Genomic DNA, 24828 nt, shown 5'->3' on the forward strand with positions numbered 1-24828 from the left:
CGTACGCTCGGAAGAAGGTGGCGCCAAACCTGGGTGGTGACCCTGATGCACCGGCTTTTGTCAATTGCGGATCGGTCCAGGGCCGGGATTCCCCTGGATTGCCGGTACTTGTCCTGACTTGGCCGCTTGACCTGCATCGATCACTGCTCTTTCAACAGGGTTGTCAATGTGCGACGCCGAAAATATGGAGAGTAGGAATCGCCATACGGCCTATCTGGTCGCCGTAACTCGGGAGGGTCATATGGTACAGGTTTACGTCGCGATGGCCCTGACGGCGGATGACGCGCTGGCGGTCGTGGCGGGCTCGTCGACGGAGATAACCCGGGTTGAGCTCGCGGGTGCGCTCTCGCGCAACACGGCCCGCCGCCTGCGCCTCGAACCGGGTGATACGCGTCCGCTCTGAAAGCCCGCACGGACGGCCGGGTCGCTCGCGGCCGCAGCGTCAGGGAACATCCCGGTAGGCTAAGGGCGCCCGTGCATACCAATCGCGGCCAGGGTGTCCTGCGATGCATCCTAGGAGCGTTTCGTAGAACCCGGCTGATCTAATCGAGTCTTCAGCCGTTCGACGGCACGCCAGTCCTGCCGGGAAGCTTTCCTGCCCGCCTACGCAACCAGCCCCTCCATGAGGCGGCGCGAGGCACGAGGCGAAGCAGCAAGCATCGTATGCAGGGGCGGCAGAGTTTAGCGGAGCCGTCCCTACCGCACGACCAAGCCCGTCCGGTAGAGTTTACCGCCAACTCTGCCGGCCCGATCCTTCGTGCCGACGGGTCTCGGCTTAACCCAGCGATGGCAGACAGGGGCAGGCTTTCCCAGACCACCCCTGTCCGGATCAGCAAGTGGCGTTGAGGTTCAACTCGATCGTGCAGAGTCTCGTACCCTGCTCGTCGCGGATATAGGCCACGAAGTTGCGCTTGCCGTCCCGGGGCGGGGTTTCTCGGCCGATGTCAGGCAACGCCGCGATCGCCGCGTCACGCGCGGCCTGCAAGCTCTGGTACTCCTGACCCTCTTCGTCCTTCAGCCACAGCGCACCATCCTGGAAGTCGATAAAGTAGCGGGGCATGGCAACGCGGGAGCTGGAGAAAGCGGAGATTTACGAACCTCAAAGCTCTTTCGCGAGGATTGGTTGCATGGATCAATTCGAGCGTGCGCGTGCGGCGGGCAAGCCAATGAAAGTCGCCGAAAATTCAGCCATTTGTGCACTTGTGAACAGACAGGGTGCCCGGCGTCGCGTTAGGACCGGACGCTTCAGACACAATCAGAAAACAACCTTTCGCTGCGCAATGTCATCCGACCTCGCATCCCTGCCCGGCGGTAACCTGCTCCTCGGCGCCCTGCGCCTGCCCGACCAGGCCCTGCTGAAGCCGCACCTGGAGCTGCGGGAGTACCGGCGCGGCGACGTGCTGTTCGAGGCGGGCGAGGACGTCGGCCACATTACCTTTCCGCTCGGCCAGTGCGTGGCCGCCCTCGTCATCGGGCTGCGGGACGGACGCGCCGTGGAGACGGCGACCGTCGGGCGCGAGGGCGCGGTCGGCGGCGTGGTGAGCCAGGGCTCCCTGCCGGCCTTCAGCCGGGCCGTGGTGCAGATCCCCGGCTCGGTGCTGCGCGTCGAGGCGGCGGTGCTGCAGCAGGTCAAGCAGACCTCGCCGGGCCTGCGCAACATGATCACCCGATACTCCGACTGCCTGCTCGCCCAGGTTCTGCAGTCGGTGGCCTGCAACGCCAGCCACACCATCGAGGCGCGCTGCGCCCGCTGGCTGCTCGGCCTGCAGGACCGGCTCGGCAGCGACGTCCTGCCGGTCACCCACGAGGTGCTGGCCGAGTTGCTCGGCGTGCAGCGCTCCTACCTGACGCGCACGCTGCGGACCCTGCAGCAGCAGGGACTGATCCAGGTCCGGCGCGGGCGCATCATCATCCAGAGCCGCTCCGCGGTGGAGGCGGCGGCCTGCGAGTGCCACGGCGCGGTCAAGCGCCACTTCGAGACCGTGCTGGGCGCGGTGTATAACGCCTCCGGCACGCTGGTGTCGCTCCGCCCCGCGTCGGCGGAGGAGCCGCGGATGTGTCAAGTCGTCCAAGGCGGCATCACTCCTGCTGGGAATTCGCGTCCACGCCGCCCACGACGAAACGATGCCCTGGCCTGACGACTCCCTCGACAGCGTCCCGACGCAGAGCTTCGACGACGTCGTGCGTCTGGCGGCCGGGCTGTGCGGTGCGGCGCATGCCGTGATCTGCCTGCAGGCGGGGGAGCGCCTGCAGGCGCATGCCAGCTACAGTGCCGCCGGTACGGCCGGCGCGCTGGCTCCGGACGTGTGCGCCGATGCGGTCGTGACGGATGAGCTGCTCATCGTCCCTGACCTGCTCGACGATCCGGAGCAGCTTCATCGTTCGCTGCTCGCGAGGAGCGCCGGGACCCGCTTCTACGCGGCCGTATCGCTACGATCGGCCGATGGAACGGTGCTGGGCGTACTCTGCGTGCTTGATCCTGCGCCGCGGCGGGATGGTCTGACCTCCGAGCAGCAGGACTGTCTGCGTAGCCTCGCCCGGCAGACCGTCACGCTTCTTGAGCTGCGGAGTGAAGCCCGGGTGCACCGGGCGCAACGCATCCTGCACGAGCGCATCCTCGACAGCGCGATGGACTACGCGATCATCGCCATGGACCACGGCGGCCGGATCACGCGCTGGAACGGCGGGGCCGAGCGCATCCTGGGCTGGCGGGAGGCGGAGGTGCTGGGTGAACCCACACATCTGATCTTCACCCCTGAGGACCGCGCCGCCGGCCGTCCCGAAACCGAGATGCAGCTGGCCCTTGCCCGGGGCAGCGCCCCGGACGAGCGCTGGCACATGCGCAAGGACGGCGATCGGTTCTGGGCCAGCGGCGAGCTGATGCCGCTCAAGGACGAGAATGGCACGGTGCAGGGCTTTCTCAAGATCCTGCGCGACCGAACCCAGCAGCGGGCGAACGAATCCGCGCTCCGGCAGGCGCAGGAACAGCTGCGGCTTGCGGTCGAGGCGACGCACATCGGGATCTTCGACCTGGACCTGGTCACGGGCGAGCTCGCCTGGGACGCTCGGGTCCGTGCCTTGTTCGGCCTGCCACCGGACATGCCCGTGAGCTACGACACCTTCCTGGCCGGCCTGCACCCCGACGATCGGGGCTGGGTGGACGCGACGGTACGGTCCGCGCTCGCCCCGGGAGGTTCCGGCCACGTCGAGATCGCCTACCGCACCATCGGCATCGAGGACGGCGTCGAACGCTGGCTGGCGGCAACCGGCCAGGCGATCCTGCAGGATGGCCGCAAGACGCGCTTCATCGGCACGGTGCGCGACATCACCGAGGGTCGGCTCGCCGAGCAGGCCATCCGCGAGACCGAGGAGCGCTACCGCCTGGCGGCGCGCGCGACCAACGACGCGATCTGGGACTGGAACCTGGCGAGCGACCATATCCGCTGGAACGAGGCGGTGCAGACCTTGTTCGGCTACGCGGCCGACGAGGTCGGACCCAGCGGCTCGTGGTGGAAATCGCATATCCATCCCGAGGATCGCGAACGGGTGAAGGCCAGCATCCATGCCGTGATCGACGGCGGCACCGAGCATTGGACCGACGAGTACCGCTTCCTGCGGGCCGATGGCGCCTACGCGTACATCCTCGATCGCGGCTACGTGCTACGCGACGGCTCCGGCAGGGCGGTCCGTATGATCGGGGCCATGCTCGACATCAGCGCGCGCAAACGGGCCGAGGAGCACCAGCGCCTACTCACGGGCGAACTGCAGCACAGGGTCAAGAACACGCTCGCCCTCGTTCAGGCGATCGCCAGCCAAACCCTGCGCGGAGCCACGAATCCCGAAGGGGCCCGCGACGCCCTTGCCGCACGCCTGATCTCGCTCGGGCGCGCGCATGACATCCTGACCCAGGCGAGTTGGACGGAAGCCCCTATCCCGGACGTGGTCGAGGGTGCGCTCTGCCCGCACCGGCCGGCGGGTACCTCCCGGATTCGGACCGGCGGACCGAACGTGTTGCTGGCCGCCAAGCCGGCGCTTTCGCTGGCGCTCGCCCTGCACGAGCTCGCGACCAACGCGGCCAAGTACGGGGCGCTCTCGAACGCGACCGGCGTCGTCTCCGTGCGCTGGTACGTCGTGCACGCGGACGATGCGCCACGTTTCTGCCTGAACTGGTCCGAGCTGGGCGGACCGACGGTCTCGGGGCCGCCGGTCCGCCGGGGCTTCGGTTCGCGGTTGATCGAACGCAGCTTCGCCGCCGAGGTCGGCGGCGAGGTGGAGATGACCTACGCGCCTACCGGCTTCACCTGCCGCCTGGAGGTGCCGCTCGCTTCCATGCAGGAGTAGCTTGGCGGTAGCGCCGCGCTACCGCCGCCCGTCGGCGGGAAATGTACCCGGCCGAGCTGAAACCTTTTCCGCGCCACCGGCCTTTGGTTCGCATGAATTCTTCCGCTGCGTCCCCGCCCGTTGTCGCCCTCGTCGCCGAAGATGAAGCGCTCCTCCGGATGGAAGCCGCCGACACGCTGGAGGAGGCCGGGTTCAAGGTTCTGGAGGTGACGAGCGCGGATGCCGCGATGCGCCACCTGGAGGGGACGGGCGGCATCGACCTGCTGTTCACCGACGTGAACATGCCGGGTGAGCTCAACGGCCTCGATCTGGCACGAGCGGTCGCCGACCGGTGGCCGGCGATCACCATCATCGTCTGCTCGGGCGCGACGCGGCCGCAGCCCGGTGAGCTGCCGCCAAGGGCTCGGTTCATCGACAAGCCCTACTCGCCCGGCCTGGTGAAGAAGGTACTGCGCGAGTTGCGAGCGGCGTAGGGTTCCGTGTTCGTGACGCCATTCCCGGCCATGCGCAAGGGTTTTCAACAGATCAATTTATGGATCCCGCCCCCCTCCCGGACGTTCTTGCGGACGTGCTCGCCGCCGTTGAGCTGCCGGCGGCCAGATCGCGCAAGAAGTAAGGAGACAGGAGCACATGGCCGCCAAGCAGAAGACCTTGCCTGATGCTTTCTATGAGACCCTCAAGGACGTGTACTACGCCGAAAAGCAGTCCGTGCGCGCGCTGAAGAAGTCGGCCAAGGCAGCCGAGCACGAGGAACTGCGCCAAGCGTTCGAGACGCACGCCGAGGAGAGCGCCAATCAGGTCGAACGCCTCCAGCAGGTGTTCGAGATCATCGGCAAGCCGGCCCGGGCCAAGACCTGCGAGGCCATGCAGGGCCTCGCCGCCGAGATGGAGGAGGACCTGGAGGACTTCGGGGACAGCCCGGCCGCGGACGCCGTGCTGGCGGCCTGCGCCCAGGCGGTCGAGCACTACGAGATCGCCCGCTACGGCACCCTGAAGACCTGGGCGACCCAGCTCGGCTACGACGACGCGGCGAAGCTGCTGGACGAGACCCTGCAGGAGGAGAAGAAGACCGACCAGCTCCTTTCCGAGATTGCCGAGCGCATCAACGTCGAGGGCGCCGGGGACGATGCCGGAGAGGGGGCCCCTAGGGGGAAGGGTGGGCGCAAGGCTACCTGAGCAGGGTCTACATGGCATGCGGACACGGAAAGGGCGCCATGTACGGCGCCCTCTCCCGTTGTCGGCTTTGCGCCGCTGATCCGCGTTGACGCCCGGGCAGGCCGCGCAAGCCTCGCGCTCGATCCGGTCCGCGATATGCTCAGGCAGGTCGGCTCGCGGCGACAGCTCCGAGGTCCAGCCATCGGAGATCACGCCGTGCCCGCTGCGGGTACGTTCCTAGTGGCACGACCGAAATACGGCCACAGTGCAGCCGGCGCCTCATCGTTGCCCTTCCCATGCCGATTCACTCGCGCATGAACTCAGCCGTGCTTGGGCCGGAACGCCAGAACTTGACCCTCGGACCGCAGGGTACCGACCAAGGCCCTGGCCAGCTCGGCCTGCCCGAACGGCTTGCTCAGGCGGGCGATCCCGGCGAGCTGATCCTCGGGGAGTTCGGCATAGCCGCTTGCCAGGATCACCGGCAACGCGGGGTACTCCGACCCGATCGCCTCGATCAACTGGGCGCCGGTCACGCCCGGCATCATCTGATCCGTGATCACGAGGTCGACGTCGTCCGTCCGCCGCAGGACACGCAGCGCCTGCTCGCCCGAGCTCGCCTCCAGCACGGCATGCCCGAGGTCCTCCAGCATGGCCGCGGTGTTCATCAGGACGAGCGGATCGTCGTCGACGACCAGCACCGTGAGCGCCTGCAGGGCGGGTAGCGCGGGATCCGGCTGAGTCGCATCCTCCCGCAGGTTGCCGGTCTCAGCCTCGGGCAGCCACAGCTCCGCGGTTGTCCCCTGGCCTGGGGTGCTCTTCAGGATCAGGCGTCCGCCTGACTGTTCCGCAAAGCCATGCACCATCGAAAGGCCGAGGCCGGTGCCCTTGCCGATGCCCTTGGTGGTGAAGAACGGGTCGGCCGCGCGGGCGAGGGTCTGCTCGTCCATGCCCTCGCCCGTGTCGGTGACCGACAGGCAGACGTAGCGGCCCGGCTTCAGCCCAGCGACCTCCTCTGCGATCACCCGCTCATCGCGCGCGCCGATGGTGATGGTGCCACCCAGCGGCATGGCATCCCGGGCGTTCACGGTCAGGTTGAGAAGGGCGAGTTCCAGCTGGCTGGCATCGGCGAAGGCGAGCGGGAGCTGCAGCGGGAACTGGGTGCCGACAGGAATGGTCGAGCCGATCGAGCGCTGCAGCAGCTCGGCCATGCCGCGGACGAGTTCCGGCACGTCGATGTTGCCGGTAGCCAGTTCCTGGCGGCGCGCGAACGCGAGCATGCGCTTGGTCAGCGTGGCGCCGCGCTCTGCGGCCTGGATCGAGTTGTCGATGAACTGCAGCAGCTTGCGGTCGTGCGGCAGGCGCTTGCGGGCCAGGTGCAGGTTGCCGAGCACCACGGCCAGCAGGTTGTTGAAGTCGTGCGCCACGCCGCCGGTCAGCTGGCCGATGGCCTCCATCTTCTGGGACTGGATGAAGCGCGCCCGCGTGGCGTCGAGCTCCTCCTGCGCCTTCTTCCGTTCGGTCACGTCGCGCGTGATCTTGGCGAAGCCGACCAGCTCATCGTGCTCGCCGCGGATGGGGTCGATGATCACGTGCGCCCAGAACCGCGTGCCGTCCTTGCGCACGCGCCAGCCCTCGGCCTCGAAGCGGCCCTCGGTGGCCGCGGTCCGCAGGGCCCGGGCGGGGAGCGCGGTGGCCCGGTCCTCCTCGGTATAGAAGCGCGAGAAATGCTCGCCGATGATCTCCTCGTCGGCGTAGCCCTTGAAGCGCTGCGCCCCCTTGTTCCAGCTGGTGATCCGGCCCCGAGGATCGAGCATGTAGATGGCATAGTCCCGAACGCCCTGGACGAGCAGGCGGAAATGCTGCTCGCTCTGCTGCAAGGCCGCCTTGGTGGCCTGCCGCTCGCTGAGGTCACGCGTGACCTTGGCGTAGCCGACGAGCGTGCCGTCCTCGCCGCGTATCGGATCGATCAGCACGTGCGCCCACATCAGCGAGCCGTCCTTGCGCACCCGCCACCCCTCCTGCTCGAAGCGGCCCTCCGTGGCCGCGATCTGGAGGGCACGGCGTGGCAGGTCAGTGGCCTGATCCTCGGGAGTGTAGAAGCGGGAGAAGTGCTCGCCGATGATCTCGGCGTCCGCGTAGCCCTTGAAGCGCTGGGCGCCCCGGTTCCAGCTTACGACACGCCCGGTCGGATCGAGCATGTAGATCGCGTAATCGACGATGTTCTCGACCAGCAAGCGGTAACGATCGTTGTCGAGCACTGCTGCTTCGATCGCCGTCGATGCACTAGTTACTTCATCGGATGCTGTGCCGGGGCGGAGGCGATCATCAACCATGCCGCCGGCTTACTATGGATCGATCCGGATGTCTCCTGCCTCGGCGGAAGGGCCCGAGGAGGGCCAGCCGGTTGGCCCGTCGTCGAACGCCCGGTTCAGGATCTCCCTCGGAGGGTTAACCGACATCGCTTCAAGCCTGTCGAGGTGCATGCGGTTCGCGACCTTCGACGTCGTCATCGCCGGCAGGCGCGACACGTGCCACGTCCTCGGGGACGCGGAGGGCGAGCCGCCGATGGCGCCAAGCCGATTCTACCTCGGCCCCGGACAAGGAAGCGGCTATGGCCGACCGTACCCACACTGGGTCCGACGACCCCGGTGCGATGCATTGCTTGGCCACATGCTTCGCGGGCGGCACGGCGTGACCGGATCTCGGATGGCCGGCCCGCCGGACGGCCGGTGCCGGATTGGCCTCCCTAGGAGGAGCGTGTAGGCGCGCCCGCCGCGACGGCCGCACGCAACGCATGGCCGCGTACCGTCACGCGCTCGACTTCCCCGGATCTGCGGCGCCGGTCCCGGGCCGAGGCCGGCACCGCACGGGCAGGCGGTGCCGAGACGCCCTGCTCAGCCCGTCCGTGCCCCCATGACCGCCAAGGTCACCTCGTCCTGGCCGAGGTCGCCGCCACCGTAGCCGAGAAGTCCGGCCAGGCGCTCGCGGGCGCGGGAAACACGGCTTTTCACCGTCCCGACCTGGCAGCGCATGACCTCGGCGGCTTCTTCGTAACTCAGCCCTTCCAAGGCGACGAGGACGAGAGCCTCCCTCATCACGTCCGGAAGCCGGTCGAGCGCCGTCCGCACGTCCTGCAGGTCCACCCGCCCAGGCTGCTCGGGTATGACGGACAGTCGGTCCGTGAACTCGCCCTCCACGTCTTCCACCTCGCGTCCCCGCTTGCGCTTGACGGTGAAGAATTGGTTGCGCGTTATCGTGAATAGCCACGCGTCGAGGTTCGTGCCGGCCCGGAAGCTGGCACGGCTTCGCCACGCCCGCAGCAGCACGTCCTGCACGACGTCGTCCGCCGTCACGTGGTCGCATCCCAGCGATCTGACGTAGCGACGAAGACTCGGCACGGCCGCCAGCAAGCCGGTTCGGAACGCCTCGGCATCCCTATCGTCCGCCTCCATCAGCGCTTGGTCGAGGCGAGCCAGCAGGTTCGCGAAATGGGCCGGCGGCTCGGCGACGATGGCGGGATCCGCGTAGGCGACCGCGAGCATCCGGCCCAGGTACCGGCGAACCGCGTCCGGAAGGTCCGGAATCCCGCAGGACACGGCGGCAGGGCAACTCTCGATCATTCGGTTCTCGGGGCTGGGCGTTGCGTACACTCTCGCTTGAACCCCCTTTCGCCGGCAAGCGGCGGTTCTGCCGGGAACGCGGCTTGCCGATCGCGACTCACGGCAGAAACGTCCGTCATAGACCGCCCGGCCGCCGTATGCGGCGCGCCCGCCGTGAACCGCGCAACCGCATCAGCCGTGATCGCCGTAGTGGTTCGGCCGGCAGCCGCCGTAAGGGCCGCGATGGAAGTCGAAGCCGCACTAGGACCAAGGACCAGCGAGGAGGCTGTCATCGTTGTCCGCGAACGGCTTCTTCGGCGCCGCAGCATCGATGCTGTTCAGCAGCTCCGCAAGGCGCTCGTCGAGCGGCGCGCGAAGCGTAGGGGCATACAGGTGCTGAAGGTGGTGCCCGATGCGACGCTGAGCGTCCACGGAGAGACCCGGCCCTTCCGCTCGCGTGGGCGACTCCGCTAGGTGGCGCTCGTCGTTCGCAGGGTCGTCGGCCATGAGCCTCACGTAGCGCTCAGCCCTTGGTCGCCCAGATCCGGATGCCCTGCGGTATGCCGGGCTTGTCCCGATGGTAGGTCAGGCGTGGTCCGCGTCGACCATCGCTCGGCAAGGCGGCCGGAAGGCCGGGGAGGGGGCCGAGGCGATCCGGCGGATCCGGACGTAGCGCGGCACCTTGTCGTTCGCCGTGCCCGGCTCACGGCAAGCGAACTTCGGTCCGTGCGCCTTGCGCCAGTACTCGTCCCGGTGCTCGAAGGCACGGCTCGGGTCCGGCACCCGGGCGAGCGTGCCCGGGTGCCGGTCCGGATGGGCGACCTCCCGGCCGGCACGGTTGACCCCGGAGCCGGTACGAGCGCCGCCTCTACCTCCTCTCCCGACCCTGCCCCCGGGCGATCGGCGTCCCTACCGAGGGCTCGATCTTGGCGATGTGCTCGGCGGACGGTCCCATGATGATCGCGCGCGATCCGGGCTGGCCCCGCGGCCGTCTCGCTCGGCACGGCCGGGCGCGCGCGAGGCGCGTGGGCCGTGAGGAGCCTCGCCGATCGCTACAGCTCGATGACCAGGCCCGGGTCGAAGCCGGTCGCTTCCGTCGGATACCCGTGCGGGTTGCAAAGCACGCGCGTCGCGCCGATCCGGTAGTCGAACCGGTCGTGGACGTGTCCATGAACCCAAAGCGTCGGGCACGCCTCTTCCACGAGGGCGTCCAGCCTGGAGGCATAGGCGGGATTGAGCGGACCGTCGCGGAACCGTTCGGCGACGCTGCGCGCGCTTGGGGCGTGATGGGTCACCACCACGTGCGGATTGTCGGGCGTCGCCGGCAACCGTGCGAGCGCTCCGGCGAGGAACGCGCGCGAGCGGACGTGCAGGGCGAGGGCCTCTTCCGGGCGGAAACGCAGCCATCTCGGCCGCGTCGCCCACCTGATCAGCCTGTGGTCGTTGAGTCCCGACCGCGCGTCACGCATCGAGGCAGCCCGCAGCTCCGGACCGTCCAGATCGTAGTCCGTCCACAGCGTGCATCCGGAAACGGCCACGTCCCCGAAGGTCACGGTGTCGTTCTCCAGGAGATGGATGCCACCCTCGCTCGCCGCCGCGCGTCCGCGGGCCAGTTCCTCGGCAAAGGTCCGGCGATAGAACTCGTGATTGCCCGCCACGAGCACGACCTGCATGTGCGGACGGATGGCCGCCGCAAGCCACTCCACGGCTTCCGTTAGGCCGCCGCCCACGTCGCCGGCGACGATGGCCACGTCCGCTTCCGGGATGCGCGGGGGCCGCCAAGGCGCGCCGGCGTCTCGGTGAAGGTCGGAGAAGATCCACAATCTCATCGCTCTCCCCTCTCCTTGATCTTGCGCGGCGGTCGGCACGAGCCGCGGCTGGGCGGAATGATTCCACCGAATCCGGGACGTGCCGCCGTGCTCGGAGGATGGCGGGACGTGCGGACGGGGCCGGAAGGCGATATTCGCGCATAGGCCGCAGCGACATCCGGGACGAGCGCCCCCTCCCCGCTCGTCGGTCGGACGGACGCCCGTCGGCCTTCGGACTTCGCCCCCTCGAAGCGCCGACGCAGGGTTCCCGTCCGACCACGCACCGGATCCGCGGGCGGGGCCCGTGCCCGGCTCGACTGATCCCGGTGTTCGAACCGACCCTGCGGGGAATGTGCGCCGTTGCGGTCCGGACGAGGGCGCACCGACGAACCGGTCAGCCCGCGTCGTTCCCTTGTCTCCGCGATCGGAGGACCGCCGCGCGCGGCGTGCGAGCCATCCTGGGGTTGGCGTGGGCCTCGGGGCGCCTCCGAGCCGGCGGCAGGGACGGGGTTCGCGTGCTCCGCCCGGGCATACCCGCGCCTTCGAGCCGCTCGAACTCGGCGGAAAGCGCAAGGAGCCTGTCGCTGGTCCGACGTTCGCGCTCCAGCTCGCGCGCGGCCATCAGCGCGGCGAGGGTCGCTGCCTCGATGCGGCGTGCGTGAGGATCGGCGGCCACGGCGATCGCAAGGGAAGCGACGAGCACGGCCGTCCTGAGGATCGCGGGCGGCAATGCCTCGCCGACCAGGACGGGGATGTCGGCCTGCCCCAGCCGGGGCGCCATGAACGGCAGGAGACGCGTCGCGAACGGCAAGGGGACCGGGCCCGATGCCGCGAGCGACGCCTGGGTCCACAGGTTGACCTGGTGCGAGCAGGGCAGGAACCAGGGCGGAGCGGGACGGGGAGCCTCGCCGCCGGCATCCGGTCCGTCCGACGCCCATGCATCGAAGCGGGCAGCGCTCATCGCACGCGCGGAGGCGGGATGATCGCGTCCGACCGTCACGACGGCATCGAGCGCGACGCGCACCTGTCCGTCGCGCAAGCCGTCGATCGGGAGCGCCAGGACGAGGTCCCGTCCCTGCTCTTCCGCTGCCCGCATGGCGTCGAGCAAGGCTCCGGTACGGATCGTATCGACATGCGAGACGCGTGGACCCGCGCCCCGTCGGGACAGGGGCAGCGCCGTCGGCTCCGCGGCGACCTCGACGGCCGCGCCTGCGCTGGCGAGGCCGTGGGCGATCAGGAGGGCCGCCGCGGGTCCGGCCGCGTCGTCGGAGAAGACACCGATGCGCATCGTCACTCACCCGTCGAGAAGCTCCCGGAAGTGGAAGCGCCGCTATTATACCAGAGATATAAAAATGCCGTCCAGAGCAATGCCTGTGCAAATCCCCTTCCGCCTGCGAGGCGGGGGCGGTCGCCCCGTCGGTCCCACGGAAGTGCACCCACACGTTCGCGTGGAGGCGGACTTCCGCGATGGCCCGATGGAAGGGCGGGCCAGCTCGGCGCGAGCGCATCATCGAGGTGCGGTCACCATCCCCGCGCACGCAGGACCGAGCGATCCGACCGGCAGGGGGACAGGGACGCCGAGGTGGCGCACGCGACATCTCGGATCGAGAGGTCCTGCGCGAGGACAGGCTTCAGACCGGGAAGGCCGCACGGCCGTCACGTCGTGCCCTTCCGACCAAGCAATACCGATGGTATAATTACGTCCTCCTCAACATCGCTGGCCTGCCGCGTTCCGGACATCCCGTCCGAGCGCCCGCCGCCCTGCGCGAAACGGGATGTCCCATGCTGCTTGGATTCACCGGCCCCGGTTGCCTCTCGGCCAATGCCCACGTCGCCCTCCTGGCCACGCACGCGGCAGCGGCCCTCGGCTTCTCGGTGCAGCACGTGCGGGTCGTTGGCGGCGCGGAGCCGTCGCTGCTGCCGCGCTTGATCCCGCCGCGGGGAGGAAGTTTCGTCGAACGGCCTGCCGTTGCCGTCGCACGATCGATCCGCGGCGGATTCGACCTGACGATCGTCGATGCCGGTACCGGCAACCTCCCGCGATTGGGCGCCCTCCCCTTCGATGCGGTGCTCGTCGGTGCCGGACCCTGCGATATCGAGGAGCGTCGCGCGGCGTCGTTTGCCGGATCGCTGCCCGGACACCTCTCGCGGGTCACGTGGTTGCTCGGGCTGGACCGCGACGGAGGCGAGCCCGAGCTGAGGCGCTTCGAGCACGGCGTGCGTTCGGCGCTCTCCGAGACGGGCACGCTTCGGACCCCGCGCATCCTGCCCGCACTCGCGCCGATCCTGCGTCGCGCCGACACGGACAGGCTCCTCGCCGGCCGGCCGTCCGCCCGGGTGCTCGGGGCCGGGGTCGCCCTCCTCGCCTCGATCGCCTCGGCGGTCGACGCCGAGCGGGGCGGAACCCTCGAGGGCCCATGGTCGAGTCTCGCCGAGGCCGTGGGGGGTACGCGCCCATGCGATCGGCGGGACGAGGCCGAGACGCTCCGGGCGCTGGCCGACGACCTGGAGCGCATCGCGGACGGCGGCGGCCCGACGGCCGAGGACCTCGCGCACGCGCCCGTGCTTGAGCAGTGGGAGAGCGCCGCGCGGATAACCCGGTGCCTCGTCGGCGTCGTGGGCGGTCATCCCAACCTCCCGTCCGGGAAGCAGGTTCGGACGTCGGAGGTCTATGCCACCGACGGACGTTCCTGGGCGCGAACCCTTTCGCGCTTCTACGTGCTTCGTACCCCCCGGCAGGAGCTTCCGTCCGTCAACGTGCACTGACGCGCGTCGCGTCCCGCGCGCCCGGCCCCTCGCGGGGTTCGCCGAGGACGGGCGGCGGCGACGCCGCCCGTCCGGGTGAGCCGGGCACCCTGATCGTCACGAGGTGGCTTCCGCGGCTCACCAGCCCTCTTCGTCAAGGTAACCCTGCCGGACGCTCAGGTGTAGGCGCACGCCGTCGGATTGGTCGCGATAGAAGTCCTCGCCCCCTTCCCGCTCGTCGAAGGACATGTCGAGCAGCTCGGGCCCGGTCGCCGCCTCCTCGTCCGGCCAGGTCTCCTCGTGATCGTGGAACGCGGCGTCGGACAGGTTGCCCTCCGCGGCCGCAAGTCGGCCGGGGCGGTTCCTGGCCGCCGGCAACCTGCGACGCGCCGTGGCCGGCGGCCTCGGGCGGCGCCGGGGCGCGGCGTCGGACGTATTGGATCTCGCTTGCCTCATGTCGCGCGTCTCCTCTCGTCTGGATGGTCCGGCCATGCGTCAGGCCCCGAGTTGGCGCCCGATCCGCAACGACCGGTCGACTGCGAACTCGCCCACGCGCTTCCTGCAGGTTTCAGGCGCGGGGGGCCGGGTCAGCGACCTGCAACGGGGGCGCCGGCGGGCCGCGTCATCCCGGAAACGGCCGCCGCCCGCCCGGGCGCGCGCCTGAAGGCGTCGTCCGACGACGCGCAGGCACTCCTCGACCTGTACCCATCGGCCGCTCGCGTCCCCGGGGCCGATACCGGAGCACGCCGCGGCTAGGACGTCGGTGGTCAGCAGGAGCGAACGGTGCAGCAGGGGCTCGCCCGGCCTTCCCTTCAGCAGGTCCGCTTGGCAAAGGCGGCCAGGCCTCGGCACCCCGATCGAGGCGATCATGCCGGAGCCGATCTCGGGACCCGGCCCTTCGATCCGTGACGCGAGGGCATGGATCCGGGAACGCGGATCGGCGTCAGCCTCCGGTGCGCCGCGGACCGGATCGACGTAGGCGGTCGGCATCGCGATTGCGTCGAGGTCACGGGCCGCGTCCGGGCTGCGGAGCGCCACGAGGACATCGTCATGGCGGTCGCGCCCGAATATCGCGAGGACGCGTCGGCGCAGGAAGCGCGCCGGTACCCGGACGACCCGCATGCCTCGTGCGGTCGGCCGCGCGGCGACGTCGACGGGCACGACGCCCGCCTCGACGACGATGGCGGGGCGGCGCCCCGCGAGCGTCAGGCCGTTCGCCACCATGAGCGCCGACCAGAACGATGAGCAGTCCTTGGAGTGGAACACGATGACCATCGTATCTGGGCCTCCGCCGTTCGATTTGTATCATTGATATAATATCGCGATCGGTGCGGACCTCCAATCCCCGGAACCATCTTGCCGGTCCCTTTTCCTCGGATTGGTTTGCGAAACGTGATCGTTCCATATCCGGACCAAGCCGAGGACTGTATGGCGTTAGGTTATCTTCGCGGCTCGTGCATAGTATTCATCTCTAGACTTAGGTTCATCTCGTGCCCGGCGCGAAAGTCTCGCGGTGCCGCCGATCGAAGCTCTGCGGCAGAGGCAGTCCTGTGCGTCTACAGTGGCCGGGGTGGATCATGGGAGACGCCAACGACATCGCCGCCGGTCGCCCGTGGTCCGACGAAGTCCTGACCGTTCCTGCGCGCGTCGTGCGCGAGAGTTGCGATGGCCGACACGGGTCCATCGAGATCGCGCGGGATTTTCCGGGCATAGCGTGCAGCGCTTGGCTGATCCTGCGCCCTCAGCGCGCTTCGCGCCGGCGGCTTGGGTCCCTCGGGACGGAAGCGTGGACCGGCGGAGGGGAGATGCAGAGCAGAGTGAAGCCCCGATCACTGCGCGCAAGCACTTCGTCGCGGGTGTGCCGTGCCTTGGGGTGACGCGCCGTCCGGGGCACCCGGCGAAAGGCAGGGACGCCCGTCACCGAAGCCTGCGATGCGGGGGCAACCTCTCATCTTCGACGTCGAGGGAAGTTCGATCCTGGCGATGCTTCGTACTTCGGGCAGGGCGAGCCCGCTCGATCATCGGCGTTCGCGTGGCTCGACCACCGCCCGCCCTGACGCTCGGTGAACTCGGCTGAATCCAAGCGCTGGCCGTCGGCGGCGTCAGCGCGGGGTCGGCACCGTTTGGCACCGGTCCCGCGGGGGCCTGAAATAATCGCGCTTCGGGAGAGGTCGGTCCGCCCCGAACGAACGGGGCGGACCGCGATCCGGTCAAGCCGCCTTCACGCCGGCCAGGAAGTGGGAGACCTCCCGCGTCAGGCCCTCGGAGTGCCCAGCCAGCTCCTGGGCCGCGCTCAGCACCTGCGAGGCGGCCGCGCTCGTCTGGCCGGCGCCCGTCTGCACCGCGCCGATGTTCCGGGTCACCTGTTCGGTACCTTGTGCGGCCTGCTGCACGTTGCGAGTGATCTCCTGGGTCGCCGCACCCTGCTCCTCCATGGCCGCCGCGATGCTCGCGGCGTAGGCCGACATCTCGCCGATCACCCGGCCGATCTGCTGGATGTCCGCCACGGCCTCCCGGGTGGCGGCCTGGATCTCCGCGATGCGCTCGCCGATCTCGCCGGTGGCGCGGCCGGTCTGGCCTGCCAGCTCCTTCACCTCGGCGGCCACCACCGCGAAGCCGCGGCCGGCCTCGCCCGCGCGCGCCGCCTCGATGGTGGCGTTCAGCGCCAGCAGGTTGGTCTGGCTCGCTATGTCCGAGATCAGCGACACGGCCGTGCTGATGCGCTCGGCGGAGCCTGCGAGCCTCTGCACCGTCGCGTCCGTCCGATGCGCCGTCTCCACCGCACGATCCGCGATCCGGGCCGACTGGCTGACCTGCTGCACGATCTCGGCGACGGAAGCCGACATCTCCTCGCTGGCCGCAGCAACCGTCTGCACGTTGGCCGAAGTCTGCTGCGCGGCGCCCGCCACCGACACGCTCTGCTGCGTCGTCTCGTCGGCCGTGGCGGTCATGGAGCGGGCGGTCGCCTCCATTTCCGTGGCGGCGCCAGCGAGCCCCTGCGTCAGCACCGAGACGCTGCCCTCGAAGGCCTTGGTCAGCTCGTCGAGCAGGTTGGCACGACGCATCTTGGCCTGGTTCTCGGCCTCCCGGGCCGCGTCCATGTCGCGAGAGCGGATGGCATTGTCCTTGAACACCTGGAGCGAGCGGGCCAGCGAACCGATCTCGTCGAGCCGCTCGGTCCCGGTCACGGGGACGTCGAGATCGCCCGCCGCGAGACGGCCCATGGCGGCCGTCATGCCGTTCAGGGGCCGGGTGACGCCCAGGACCGAGATGGCCGCGAGAAGGCCCGTAGCCGCGATCAAGCCGGCCGCCGCGATCGCCGTGAGCGTCGCCGTGGCCGATGCCGCCACCTCGGACGCGCGCTCCTGCGCGGCCTTCAACTCGCGCAGGTTCGCCGCCACACGCGTGTTGATCTCGGCGTTCAGCCTCACACGAGCCTCGCGGCTCGTGCCGCCCGAGATCCTGGCGGCCGTGTCCTTGTCGCCCTTCATGCCGTAGGCGATGCCCTTCTCGACCGACGCGATGTATTCGGCCAGAAGGCGTTTGATCCCTTCGTTCACGACCCGGCGCTCCGGAGTGCCGGAGAGGGCGATCAGCTCGTCGGCGGTGGCGAGCGCCCTCCCCTGGTCCTCCTTCAGCTGCCCGCTCTGCTTGGCCAGGACGGCGGGATCCGCTTCGATGACGATGTTCTTGTCCCGGATCGTGATCTCGTTCACGGCGAAGGCGAGCTGCTGTATCTTCACGACGCGCGCCACGTTGAAGTCCACGATGTCGCGCGTATTCTGATCCAGCGAATCGAGATTGGCCCGGGCCAGCAGGATCATCGCGACGGAGACCGCGATCAGGAGGGCTACCGGGAGCGCCAGCTTGACCGGTAGCCGAAGGTTGTTGAAGAGATTCATCGGGCTCGTCGCACGGGACCAAGTCTGCAAGCCCGAGGGCCGTCCCGGAACCGCTGGGCGCTCCCTATCTCGATACTTAGCCTTACCGCGGCATTAAGACGCGCCGAGCTGCAGGCCTGCCATGCAGCGAGGACGTAGCCGCGCCTATGATGCGGTGATGACCCACGCGTCTTTCGGCAAAACGACATGGACCCATGTCTGCCTGAGCGTCTTTCGACATCATCGAGGGCACCACCCACCCCTAGCGATGCTTCCAGCCGACATGGCAGGCGTGTGCTCGCCGGGCGACCTCCGTTCCGCGGCTCCCATCCATTTCGCGATCGGCCCTGGTCGAGTCGTTGCCCGGGAATTAGCGGTCGAGTCTTGAAGCCTCTCGCTCCTACCGTAACGAACGCCCGTCGCCGTTCGACGTTGCGCATTTGGACGACGTCGAATTTCCGGTCGGAAGACAGCGGAGCGGTCGCCCCGTCGCGCCTGTCTTGGGGCATGTCGACCGCTCGGTGGCGGTCATCTTCAACGTCGTCAGGAAGTGCGATCCAGTGCTCGGCAAGGCGCGACCGGGTCCGAGATCATCAAGCGCGACCAGTCGACCGCCTCGGATGTGCCGTCGTCGACCGTGCCGACGGTTTTGCTGGGCGAATTCAGCCGGTGGCACGGCACCCGCGAGGCTGGGTGCGCTCAGATCGAGTGCATCGGAAACCGGTGCGATAAGGCAAAGGGGATCGTCCGCGGCAACGTGGTCGTCCAGGCGTCCGAGAGAGCACGCGTCACGCCGACGGCCCACCCTTGGAGGGCAACCGCGGGCCGTGAGGGAGCATCCAGGTACCAACCTCTTCCCCCGCGCCGAACGTGGCCCGAACCTCAAGCGAGCGCGGGCTTATCCCGCGTGCCCGTCCCCGAGGTTTCCGACCGGCTTGGCGCGTGGGGCATGCGCCGGCGCCTTCCTCGGAGAGCGCGATCGCCCCTGCTCGTCATCGCGGCTCGCCGAAGCCACGACGCCGACGAAGCCGGGTCCGGTGACGAGGCGCGCGCCCTGTTCACGCAGGGTGGCGGCTATCCGTTCGATCAGCGGGGGGCGCAGGACCGCGAACCCGTTCTCGTAGTCGTTGATGCTCTTCTTCGAGACGCGCGAGAGGAGGTGAAGCTCCTGCTGCGACAGGCCGATCAGGTTTCGAGCGGCTTGGCACAGGTATCCCGGCACCGCCTTTTCCGAAGGCCACTCGCCGAACGTGGAAGGGTCCAGTGCCGTGACCGGGGTCCGAGTGGCATGGAACAGCTTCATGACGGTCGTGTAGTTCCATCCTGCCTCGGGCGAAGCGGGCAACCCGGCTCCCGCCGACGCACCCTCCTCGCCCGTGGCGGATGCCAGCCGACGTTTGGACACTGCCATGACCTTTGTCTTCTTCGGCGTCCCTACCGGTCCGGCTCCGCCAGACGCCCCCGGACCCTTCCGAATCCCCTAACGGCTCGCGAAGTTGCCGGATGCGCCGCGCGTTGTCGAGCATCATTGCCGCCCGGCAATCCCGTCCCGGGTTGCTCCGTCGCGCGCCGTCCGGCTCGCGACCGCGTCGGCGGCAGCTGCGGTCCCGGGGTCCGGCACGATCTCCGAGGCCGGGCGAACGGTGCTCGATGCCGTCCGTGTGCACGGGTCTGCATCGGCGTCGGAACGCCGTCCGCTCCTCCGGTCGCCGTTTGGGACCGGGCCGTTCAGCCCAGCGCCGGGACGACGGACCGGTGACGGGGTGGCTCGCCTTCCGTCCGATATTCGGCCGGGATGTCCCGCAACGAGAGCATCCCGACGGGCTCCCCGTCCGAAAGGACCGGCAGGTGCCGAAAGCGACCGTGCATCATGGCCCGAAGCGCCGCCGGGATCGGTTCGTGCGCCGGGACCGTCCGGGGTCGGGGGGTCATCACCTCGCGCACGAGGGTTAGCATGGGGTCGCGATGACCGGCGATCACCCGGACGGCGATGTCCCGCTCGCTGAGGATGCCGACGAGCTTGCCGTCGTCGAGGACGGCCAGCGCGCCGACGCCATGCTCGCGCATGCGATGGCAGGCTGCCGCCACCGTGAAGCTGGCGCCGATGCTGCGCAGCGTTCGACCCGCGAGGAGGTCCGATACGGTCCGCGCTGTCATGCCTTGCCTCCGCTGAAGGTTCGTGAACGACCGACGGGCCCGGCCGACCGAGCGGGACGGGTACCCCTGCCGAGACCTACTCCGGCCGTCATCCCGAACGCGGTACGCCGCGGCGCGAGCCGTGACCGGTCGGGCACGTGTCCGTACCTCGTTGCACACGGCCGGCATTGATCCGGATCAACGCGCGGGGCGCAGACGGGACCGTCGATCCGAATCTGCCGCGACCGAGCGCCGGGGGCGGCGTTGCACGGACGCGGGAATCGCGGATGCCGGCCAGGCCGCCGATCTCGGCGGGCGCTCCGGCCCTCTTGTCCCATGATCGAGCCCGCCATCGCTAGCGCCTGACCGCGGAACGGGAAAAGGCGACGTCAGGGACATCCGCTTAGCCCAGCCACGGGATCGCTGCGCCTCGGGGGGCATGCCCGGCGCGGGCCATGAAGGGAATCGTCCGCGTCGCGAGGCTTGAACTTCCGTGACGCAGAGGGTGCCTGGCCTCGCCGTCAGCTGATCGAGCCGTCCGAAGATGATCAGGGCCGAGGTCGAACACTTGAACGAGCGGTGCGGGGCGGACCGGAGACCTCGAACCGGCCCGGATCGGCGCCGCGCTCCCCGGGTGCGCGGGCGACGCGGCCGCGCCGGGACGCTTCGGAATGCCGTCGTCTTGGCGCCCCATCGGCCCGGGGAAGCCTACGTCCGACCGGCTCGCGAACCCTCCGGCGCGGCCTCGGCTCCGCCCCTTTCGGCCGGCCCCGGCGGCGGGACGGCGATCCCCGTGGCAAGCGGCGCACAGCAACGTCCTCCCGGACGTGCCAAGCTGCGCGCATGCAGACCGGTTCACCCTTCATGTGCGAAGCCAGGATCCATGGGGAGTGGTGCGGGATAACCCTCATGGAGGCGTTGAGCGTCCATCGGTCCGCGGCGAAACGGTGCCTAGCTTGCCATGGGGCCGTCAACGTCCACGGCGGCTATGGCGGACAGACGCCCGCTACCGTGCATCGCAAGGCGCATGACGGGTGTCCCCGCTCGCCGCGAACCTTCCGCGGGACGGTCTCGCCCCATCCGAACGCCCTGCCCTGATCCGCGACGCGACTGTCGCGCTACCGGTCCGGTCGATCAACCCTGCTCCGGCATGGCATGACCCGCGTCCCCATTCGGCCGCCGGACGCGGGCACGGACCGACTCCTCAAGGTGCTTACGACGCTGACCATGTCGCGCCGGACGGAGCGGTCGCAGGGGCACGCGGTTGCGGCGTTATTTTACCTCTGGTATAATAACCGGCGTTCCGACATCGTGTGGCGAATGAGAGCGCCGGCCGCTCGCGGGCTCCGGGCCGGGGACGGTCCGCGACCTGCGAACGCCCGCGGGGGAAGCCAGCGGGTCGCGCACGCCCCTCGCCGGAAGGACGGTAACTCATGTCTCGAACGCGTACCAGGACGGAGGATCGCGATGGGCAACGTCGCATGGTCGGACCGGGGCAAGCGCCGGGGATGCACGGATTGAGACCTGGACGGCATCGGGGGCCCCTGTCCGTCTGGCGCAGGAGGGATCCGGCAAGCCTCACGGGCAACGACCTGTCGGGCCTCGTGACGCTGGTCGGATCCACGGCGATGTGGGGCGAGCCCCGTTGGGCAGCCGCCAGGCGCGGGGATCCCGCGGCCGCCGCCGCCGTGGCGCTGGATCATGTCCGTCGTTGCGGTGCCGATTCGACCGCGTCCGACCTCGTCATGTGCAATCTCGTCCTGCTCGCCGCGGCCGGTGACGCGACCGCTCCCGTCGTGATCGCCCATGCCCTCGCGGCCCTCGCGCGACGACGCCCCGGGGACGCCGCGCTGCCCGCTCTCGCCGCGGGATGGGTCCGTCGCCCTCCTGCCGGACGGGGCGGCCACGCCCGGCGTCCCCGGCGGCCCCGGGGCTAGGCGCGCGCCGGACACGATGACCGAACATTCGCAAGCACGGAGGTCACATGGGCGCGGCTGGGAGCGGGAACGGGGGCGGGAACAGGGCGAGGGCCTTCATCGCGTCCCTTCGGGCCGAGGCCCGGTCCAGGAACGCGCCCTTCGACCTGGCCGGTCCGGAATTCGATGCCTGGATCGAGGCGAGTCCGAAGGTCGGGGCCGAGCCGCCCGCGCGCGTGGCCGCCGACGTCGCCGGCGCCGCGGTCGTCTTGGCGAAGGGCCTCGGACGCGATCTTCCGGGCCTTGCCTGCGACGCTCCCCCGGCGATCGTCGTGCAGGTCGCTTCCGCCGAGTGGGTCGAGCCGATGCGGCGCGCCCTCGGGCCCTGCCTGCTCGGGCCCGGGGGCAAGGTGCTCGACGGGTCCGCCATGAGGCGCTCGTTCGACGACGACACGAAGGGCGGCCTCGTCGTCTTCGCGTGCGACGGCAACTCGCGGGAGCACCGTCCCGACCGTGGCAACGACATCGTCGGCGCGGCCCTGCTGGCGGGTCACGCTGTCGTGGGCATCAGCCCGAGTCCCGCCACCCTGCTGCCCGCGGACATCGTCGCGGCGGCCGACCTCAGGGTGCGCGCCGGGCCGCTCGACGGCGAGGGTCTGGCCCTCGTCATCGAGGCCGTGACCGGGACCGTCCCGTCCGATCCGGTGCCCGACGCGCTCGCGCGGTCGTGCGGTCCGGGCGATCTCAGGGCCTGCGTCCGACATGGCAGGGACGCCGATGCCGCCGTCGCGAGGCTGGAAGGGCGGGACGGTCCGGGCACCCGCGCGGCCGACGCATGCCCGAAGCTCGAGGACATGCACGGCTACGGCAAGGCAAGGGATTGGGGACTCGCGCTCGTCGCCGACCTGCGACTCTGGCTTTCCGGCACCATCCCTTTCTCGGCCTGCGAGTCGGCGGCCCTGGTCAGCGGGCCGCCCGGATGCGGGAAGACGCGCTTCGCGATGGCGCTCGCCCGCAGCGCCGGGCTGCCCCTGCTCGCGGGGTCGCTCGGCCAGTGGCAGTCCGCGAGGGACGGTCATCTTGGGCATACCTTGGGGGCGATGCGGCAGTTCTTCGAACTCGCCCGCCGCGCGCCTTGCGTGGCCCTGATCGACGAGCTGGATTCCTTCGGGGATCGCGCGGCGTTCGCCTCCGAGCACCGCGACTACTCCGTCCAAGTCGTGAACGCCCTGTTGGAGCATCTCGACGGAGCGGTCGCCCGCGAGGGCGTGGTGGTCATCGGGACCACCAACCATCCGTCCAGGATCGATCCGGCCATCCTGCGTTCCGGGCGGCTGGATCGCCACTTCGAGATCGGGTTGCCAAACCTGGACGCCCTGGTCGGAATGCTCCGCCTCCACCTCGGGACCGACGGCGAGGGCTTCGATCTCGCACCGATCGCGGCACTCGTCCGCGGCAGGACGGGCGCCGACGTGGAGGCATTGGTCCGGCGCGCCCGCGGGATCGCGCGCCGGGCCGGCAGGCCGCTCGTCCGCGACGACCTGCTCCACGCCGCGGCGGACGGCGTCCCGCAGCTCGGCGCGGGGTTGCGCATGCGCTGCGCGGTGCACGAGGCCGGCCACGCCGTGGCGCTCCTGTCCGGCGGCGCGCAGGACACGGTGACCCTCTCCATCACCGCGGCCGGGGGGCTGACCGAATGGGTGCGCGACGAGCCGTACGGAGGCATGACCGAGCCCGACATCGAGCGCTTCCTCATCGTGGCGTTGGCCGGCCGGGCGGCCGAGGAGGTGCTGCTCGGAAACGTGTCGTCCGGGTCGGCCGACGACCTGGCCGTCGCGACCCGGTGCGCCGCCGCCATGGAGGGGAGCTGGGGCTTCTCGTCCGAGTTCCCCCTGGTCTCCCTGGCCCAAGGGCGGGACGTCGATCTCGCGCGGATGCCCTGGCTGCTGCGGCCGGTGCACGAGCGCCTCCGCCAGGCCTACGAGCTGGCCTGCGACCTGATGCGGGTCGAGCGCCTCGCCCTCGAACGGCTGGCGGAAGGCCTGTTCCGAGACGGTTACCTCGATGACGCCCGGACCCGTGCCCTGTTCGCCGGTCGCCCGGCGCGCCGGGCGCATGGCCGTACCGGCGGTTCCGGCCGATCCTGAAGAGCGGGAGGATTCATGCTCGACCAGCACCGCGGTGGCACCCAGCCGCGTCTTCCGGGCGTCGCCCGCCCTGCCGGGCGGCACGGCCCGGGCGTCCTGTCGTCCGACCCCGCCCGAGGTCGGCAGCACCCGCACTCGGGCGCGTCCCGGACCTCGATGCGCTCTCACAATGGGGAGGAGCACCCGAACGACACCTTGCTGATGCTCGACGTCGAGACCGTGCCGGACCCCGCGCTGATGCCGGGGGATTGGCCCGCGGACCGGTTCCCGAAGCCGCTCTGGCACAAGGTGGTCGCCATCTCCGTCGTCGAGGCCGCGGTCGGCAGGGATCCCGGGACGCGTTCGGAGACCTACGAGGTCCGCTCCTGTCGCAGCGGCGGTGAACCGGATTGGGACGAGGTCCGGCTCCTACGGGCGTTCTGGAAGCTCTTCGAGGGTGCCCGGCACAGGGTCGTCACCTGGAACGGTCGCGCGTTCGACATGCCGGTCATCCTCGCCCGCTCCCTCGTGCATGGCCTCTCGGCGCCCGCCTGGTTCCAGAGAGGCACCAGATGGGCCAACTACGGGCAGCGCCACGCCCAGGAGTGGCACCTCGACCTCATGGACGCGATGTCCTCGTTCGGCGCCGCGCCGCGCCTCACGCTGGAGGAGGCCGCCGCCGCGGTCGGCGCGCCGGGCAAGATGGGCGAGCACGGGTCCTGCGTCGCGGATCTCGTGTCCCGCGGCGAGATCGCGCGCGTGCGCGCCTACTGCGAGACCGACGTCGCGAACCTCTTCGTCGTCTTCCTCAGATGGGCCCACCTCACCGGTCGGGTGGACGCGGGCTCCCACGACGAGGCGATCGACGGCCTCTTGCGCCGCCTGGACGAGGACGGCGCGGAAAGGCCGCACCTTGCGGCCTTCGCCCGGGAATGGCGCAGTAACGCGGAACGCGTGCCGCCTTACGTGGGACGGCGATCGCAGGACGGCCTGCGTCCCCGCGGGGGGTAGGCACCCGCTCCCCCGAGCCCCGCCGCGGCCATCGCGCGGCCTTGGGCGTACCCCCAGGTCGCCACGGCCCGGGCAGGGCCGCGATCGTCCTCCGGCCGGCAATGTCCGTT

The 24828-nt window shown here is 69.9% G+C and carries 20 protein-coding genes and 1 pseudogene; 8 read left to right on the top strand and 13 right to left on the bottom strand.

What is annotated here, in order from left to right:
• Positions 1 to 241: 241 nt before the first annotated feature.
• Positions 242 to 403, top strand: a complete 162-nt coding sequence (locus DK427_RS26490; protein WP_162559853.1) for a hypothetical protein — start codon at positions 242 to 244, stop codon at positions 401 to 403.
• 426 nt (positions 404 to 829) lie between these two features.
• On the opposite strand, the gene DK427_RS19800 is transcribed toward DK427_RS26490, so the two are convergent.
• Positions 830 to 1060, bottom strand: a complete 231-nt coding sequence (locus tag DK427_RS19800) for a DUF6894 family protein (RefSeq protein WP_109952758.1) — start codon at positions 1058 to 1060, stop codon at positions 830 to 832.
• Between the two features lie 220 nt (positions 1061 to 1280).
• On the opposite strand from DK427_RS19800, the gene DK427_RS19805 reads away from it, so the two are divergent.
• From DK427_RS19805 to DK427_RS19820, 4 genes are all read left to right on the top strand, one after another.
• Positions 1281 to 2138, top strand: coding sequence for a Crp/Fnr family transcriptional regulator (locus DK427_RS19805; protein WP_109952759.1), 858 nt, complete (start codon positions 1281 to 1283; stop codon positions 2136 to 2138).
• Positions 2125 to 4341: a PAS domain S-box protein gene (locus tag DK427_RS19810; protein WP_109952760.1), complete on the top strand. Its 2217-nt coding sequence runs from the start codon at positions 2125 to 2127 to the stop codon at positions 4339 to 4341. Before DK427_RS19805 ends, DK427_RS19810 begins: the two co-directional genes overlap by 14 nt.
• A gap of 92 nt (positions 4342 to 4433) precedes the next feature.
• Positions 4434 to 4814 carry a response regulator gene (locus tag DK427_RS19815; protein WP_109952761.1) on the top strand — a complete coding sequence of 127 codons (381 nt, stop codon included), beginning with the start codon at positions 4434 to 4436 and terminating at the stop codon, positions 4812 to 4814.
• Positions 4815 to 4971: 157 nt separating this feature from the next.
• Positions 4972 to 5517, top strand: coding sequence for a YciE/YciF ferroxidase family protein (locus DK427_RS19820; protein WP_109952762.1), 546 nt, complete (start codon positions 4972 to 4974; stop codon positions 5515 to 5517).
• A 299-nt stretch (positions 5518 to 5816) separates the two neighbouring features.
• Here DK427_RS19820 and DK427_RS19825 read toward each other — a convergent pair whose 3' ends face one another.
• The 7 genes and pseudogenes from DK427_RS19825 to DK427_RS19850 form a co-directional block, all read right to left on the bottom strand.
• On the bottom strand, positions 5817 to 7829 hold the full coding sequence (locus tag DK427_RS19825; RefSeq protein WP_109952763.1) for a hybrid sensor histidine kinase/response regulator: 2013 nt from the start codon (positions 7827 to 7829) through the stop codon (positions 5817 to 5819).
• A 12-nt stretch (positions 7830 to 7841) separates the two neighbouring features.
• The gene (locus DK427_RS26495; protein WP_162559854.1) at positions 7842 to 8024 is read right to left on the bottom strand and encodes a hypothetical protein; all 183 of its coding nucleotides are present in this window, start codon (positions 8022 to 8024) and stop codon (positions 7842 to 7844) included.
• 366 nt (positions 8025 to 8390) lie between these two features.
• Positions 8391 to 9038, bottom strand: coding sequence for a sigma-70 family RNA polymerase sigma factor (locus DK427_RS19830; protein ID WP_342772518.1), 648 nt, complete (start codon positions 9036 to 9038; stop codon positions 8391 to 8393).
• A 186-nt stretch (positions 9039 to 9224) separates the two neighbouring features.
• Positions 9225 to 9356: pseudogene (locus DK427_RS27570) on the bottom strand (GCG_CRPN prefix-to-repeats domain-containing protein); the annotation flags it as partial.
• A 324-nt stretch (positions 9357 to 9680) separates the two neighbouring features.
• Entirely contained in the window at positions 9681 to 9878 is a 198-nt protein-coding gene (locus DK427_RS19840; protein ID WP_109952766.1) for a hypothetical protein, read from the bottom strand.
• Between the two features lie 269 nt (positions 9879 to 10147).
• Positions 10148 to 10924, bottom strand: a complete 777-nt coding sequence (locus DK427_RS19845) for a metallophosphoesterase (protein ID WP_109952767.1) — start codon at positions 10922 to 10924, stop codon at positions 10148 to 10150.
• Between the two features lie 373 nt (positions 10925 to 11297).
• Entirely contained in the window at positions 11298 to 12011 is a 714-nt protein-coding gene (locus DK427_RS19850; RefSeq protein ID WP_162559855.1) for a hypothetical protein, read from the bottom strand.
• A 674-nt stretch (positions 12012 to 12685) separates the two neighbouring features.
• On the opposite strand from DK427_RS19850, the gene DK427_RS19855 reads away from it, so the two are divergent.
• Entirely contained in the window at positions 12686 to 13669 is a 984-nt protein-coding gene (locus tag DK427_RS19855) for a DUF6634 family protein (protein ID WP_109952769.1), read from the top strand.
• Between the two features lie 117 nt (positions 13670 to 13786).
• Here the strand turns inward: DK427_RS19855 and DK427_RS19860 are convergent, their stop codons facing one another.
• The 5 genes from DK427_RS19860 to DK427_RS19880 all read right to left on the bottom strand — a co-directional run bounded on the left by DK427_RS19860 (position 13787) and on the right by DK427_RS19880 (position 19686).
• Positions 13787 to 14104, bottom strand: a complete 318-nt coding sequence (locus DK427_RS19860) for a hypothetical protein (RefSeq protein ID WP_109952770.1) — start codon at positions 14102 to 14104, stop codon at positions 13787 to 13789.
• 39 nt (positions 14105 to 14143) lie between these two features.
• A complete protein-coding gene (locus DK427_RS19865) occupies positions 14144 to 14923 on the bottom strand; it encodes a hypothetical protein (RefSeq protein ID WP_109952771.1) in 780 nt (259 codons plus the stop codon).
• 935 nt (positions 14924 to 15858) lie between these two features.
• A complete protein-coding gene (locus tag DK427_RS19870) occupies positions 15859 to 17550 on the bottom strand; it encodes a methyl-accepting chemotaxis protein (protein WP_109952772.1) in 1692 nt (563 codons plus the stop codon).
• A gap of 877 nt (positions 17551 to 18427) precedes the next feature.
• Positions 18428 to 18940, bottom strand: coding sequence for a helix-turn-helix domain-containing protein (locus DK427_RS27170; protein WP_245930644.1), 513 nt, complete (start codon positions 18938 to 18940; stop codon positions 18428 to 18430).
• Between the two features lie 317 nt (positions 18941 to 19257).
• Positions 19258 to 19686, bottom strand: coding sequence for a CBS domain-containing protein (locus DK427_RS19880; protein ID WP_109952773.1), 429 nt, complete (start codon positions 19684 to 19686; stop codon positions 19258 to 19260).
• 1963 nt (positions 19687 to 21649) lie between these two features.
• Here DK427_RS19880 and DK427_RS19890 point away from each other — a divergent pair.
• Both DK427_RS19890 and DK427_RS19895 read left to right on the top strand, forming a co-directional pair.
• Positions 21650 to 23728 (top strand): AAA family ATPase, encoded by a 2079-nt coding sequence (locus DK427_RS19890; protein WP_109952775.1) that lies wholly within the window; start codon positions 21650 to 21652, stop codon positions 23726 to 23728.
• Positions 23729 to 23743: 15 nt separating this feature from the next.
• Positions 23744 to 24718: a 3'-5' exonuclease gene (locus tag DK427_RS19895; protein WP_109952776.1), complete on the top strand. Its 975-nt coding sequence runs from the start codon at positions 23744 to 23746 to the stop codon at positions 24716 to 24718.
• Positions 24719 to 24828 lie beyond the last annotated feature (110 nt).

The organism is Methylobacterium radiodurans, assembly GCF_003173735.1.
Lineage (GTDB): Bacteria > Pseudomonadota > Alphaproteobacteria > Rhizobiales > Beijerinckiaceae > Methylobacterium > Methylobacterium radiodurans.

Coding starts and splice junctions, on each gene's coding strand:
- DK427_RS26490 (WP_162559853.1), top strand. CDS start 242: ATGGTACAGGTTTACGTCGCGATGGCCCTGACGGCGGATGACGCGCTG.
- DK427_RS19800 (WP_109952758.1), bottom strand. CDS start 1,060: ATGCCCCGCTACTTTATCGACTTCCAGGATGGTGCGCTGTGGCTGAAG.
- DK427_RS19805 (WP_109952759.1), top strand. CDS start 1,281: ATGTCATCCGACCTCGCATCCCTGCCCGGCGGTAACCTGCTCCTCGGC.
- DK427_RS19810 (WP_109952760.1), top strand. CDS start 2,125: ATGCCCTGGCCTGACGACTCCCTCGACAGCGTCCCGACGCAGAGCTTC.
- DK427_RS19815 (WP_109952761.1), top strand. CDS start 4,434: ATGAATTCTTCCGCTGCGTCCCCGCCCGTTGTCGCCCTCGTCGCCGAA.
- DK427_RS19820 (WP_109952762.1), top strand. CDS start 4,972: ATGGCCGCCAAGCAGAAGACCTTGCCTGATGCTTTCTATGAGACCCTC.
- DK427_RS19825 (WP_109952763.1), bottom strand. CDS start 7,829: ATGGTTGATGATCGCCTCCGCCCCGGCACAGCATCCGATGAAGTAACT.
- DK427_RS19830 (WP_342772518.1), bottom strand. CDS start 9,038: ATGCTCGCGGTCGCCTACGCGGATCCCGCCATCGTCGCCGAGCCGCCG.
- DK427_RS19845 (WP_109952767.1), bottom strand. CDS start 10,924: ATGAGATTGTGGATCTTCTCCGACCTTCACCGAGACGCCGGCGCGCCT.
- DK427_RS19855 (WP_109952769.1), top strand. CDS start 12,686: ATGCTGCTTGGATTCACCGGCCCCGGTTGCCTCTCGGCCAATGCCCAC.
- DK427_RS19860 (WP_109952770.1), bottom strand. CDS start 14,104: ATGAGGCAAGCGAGATCCAATACGTCCGACGCCGCGCCCCGGCGCCGC.
- DK427_RS19865 (WP_109952771.1), bottom strand. CDS start 14,923: ATGGTCATCGTGTTCCACTCCAAGGACTGCTCATCGTTCTGGTCGGCG.
- DK427_RS19870 (WP_109952772.1), bottom strand. CDS start 17,550: ATGAATCTCTTCAACAACCTTCGGCTACCGGTCAAGCTGGCGCTCCCG.
- DK427_RS27170 (WP_245930644.1), bottom strand. CDS start 18,940: ATGGCAGTGTCCAAACGTCGGCTGGCATCCGCCACGGGCGAGGAGGGT.
- DK427_RS19880 (WP_109952773.1), bottom strand. CDS start 19,686: ATGACAGCGCGGACCGTATCGGACCTCCTCGCGGGTCGAACGCTGCGC.
- DK427_RS19890 (WP_109952775.1), top strand. CDS start 21,650: ATGGGCGCGGCTGGGAGCGGGAACGGGGGCGGGAACAGGGCGAGGGCC.
- DK427_RS19895 (WP_109952776.1), top strand. CDS start 23,744: ATGCTCGACCAGCACCGCGGTGGCACCCAGCCGCGTCTTCCGGGCGTC.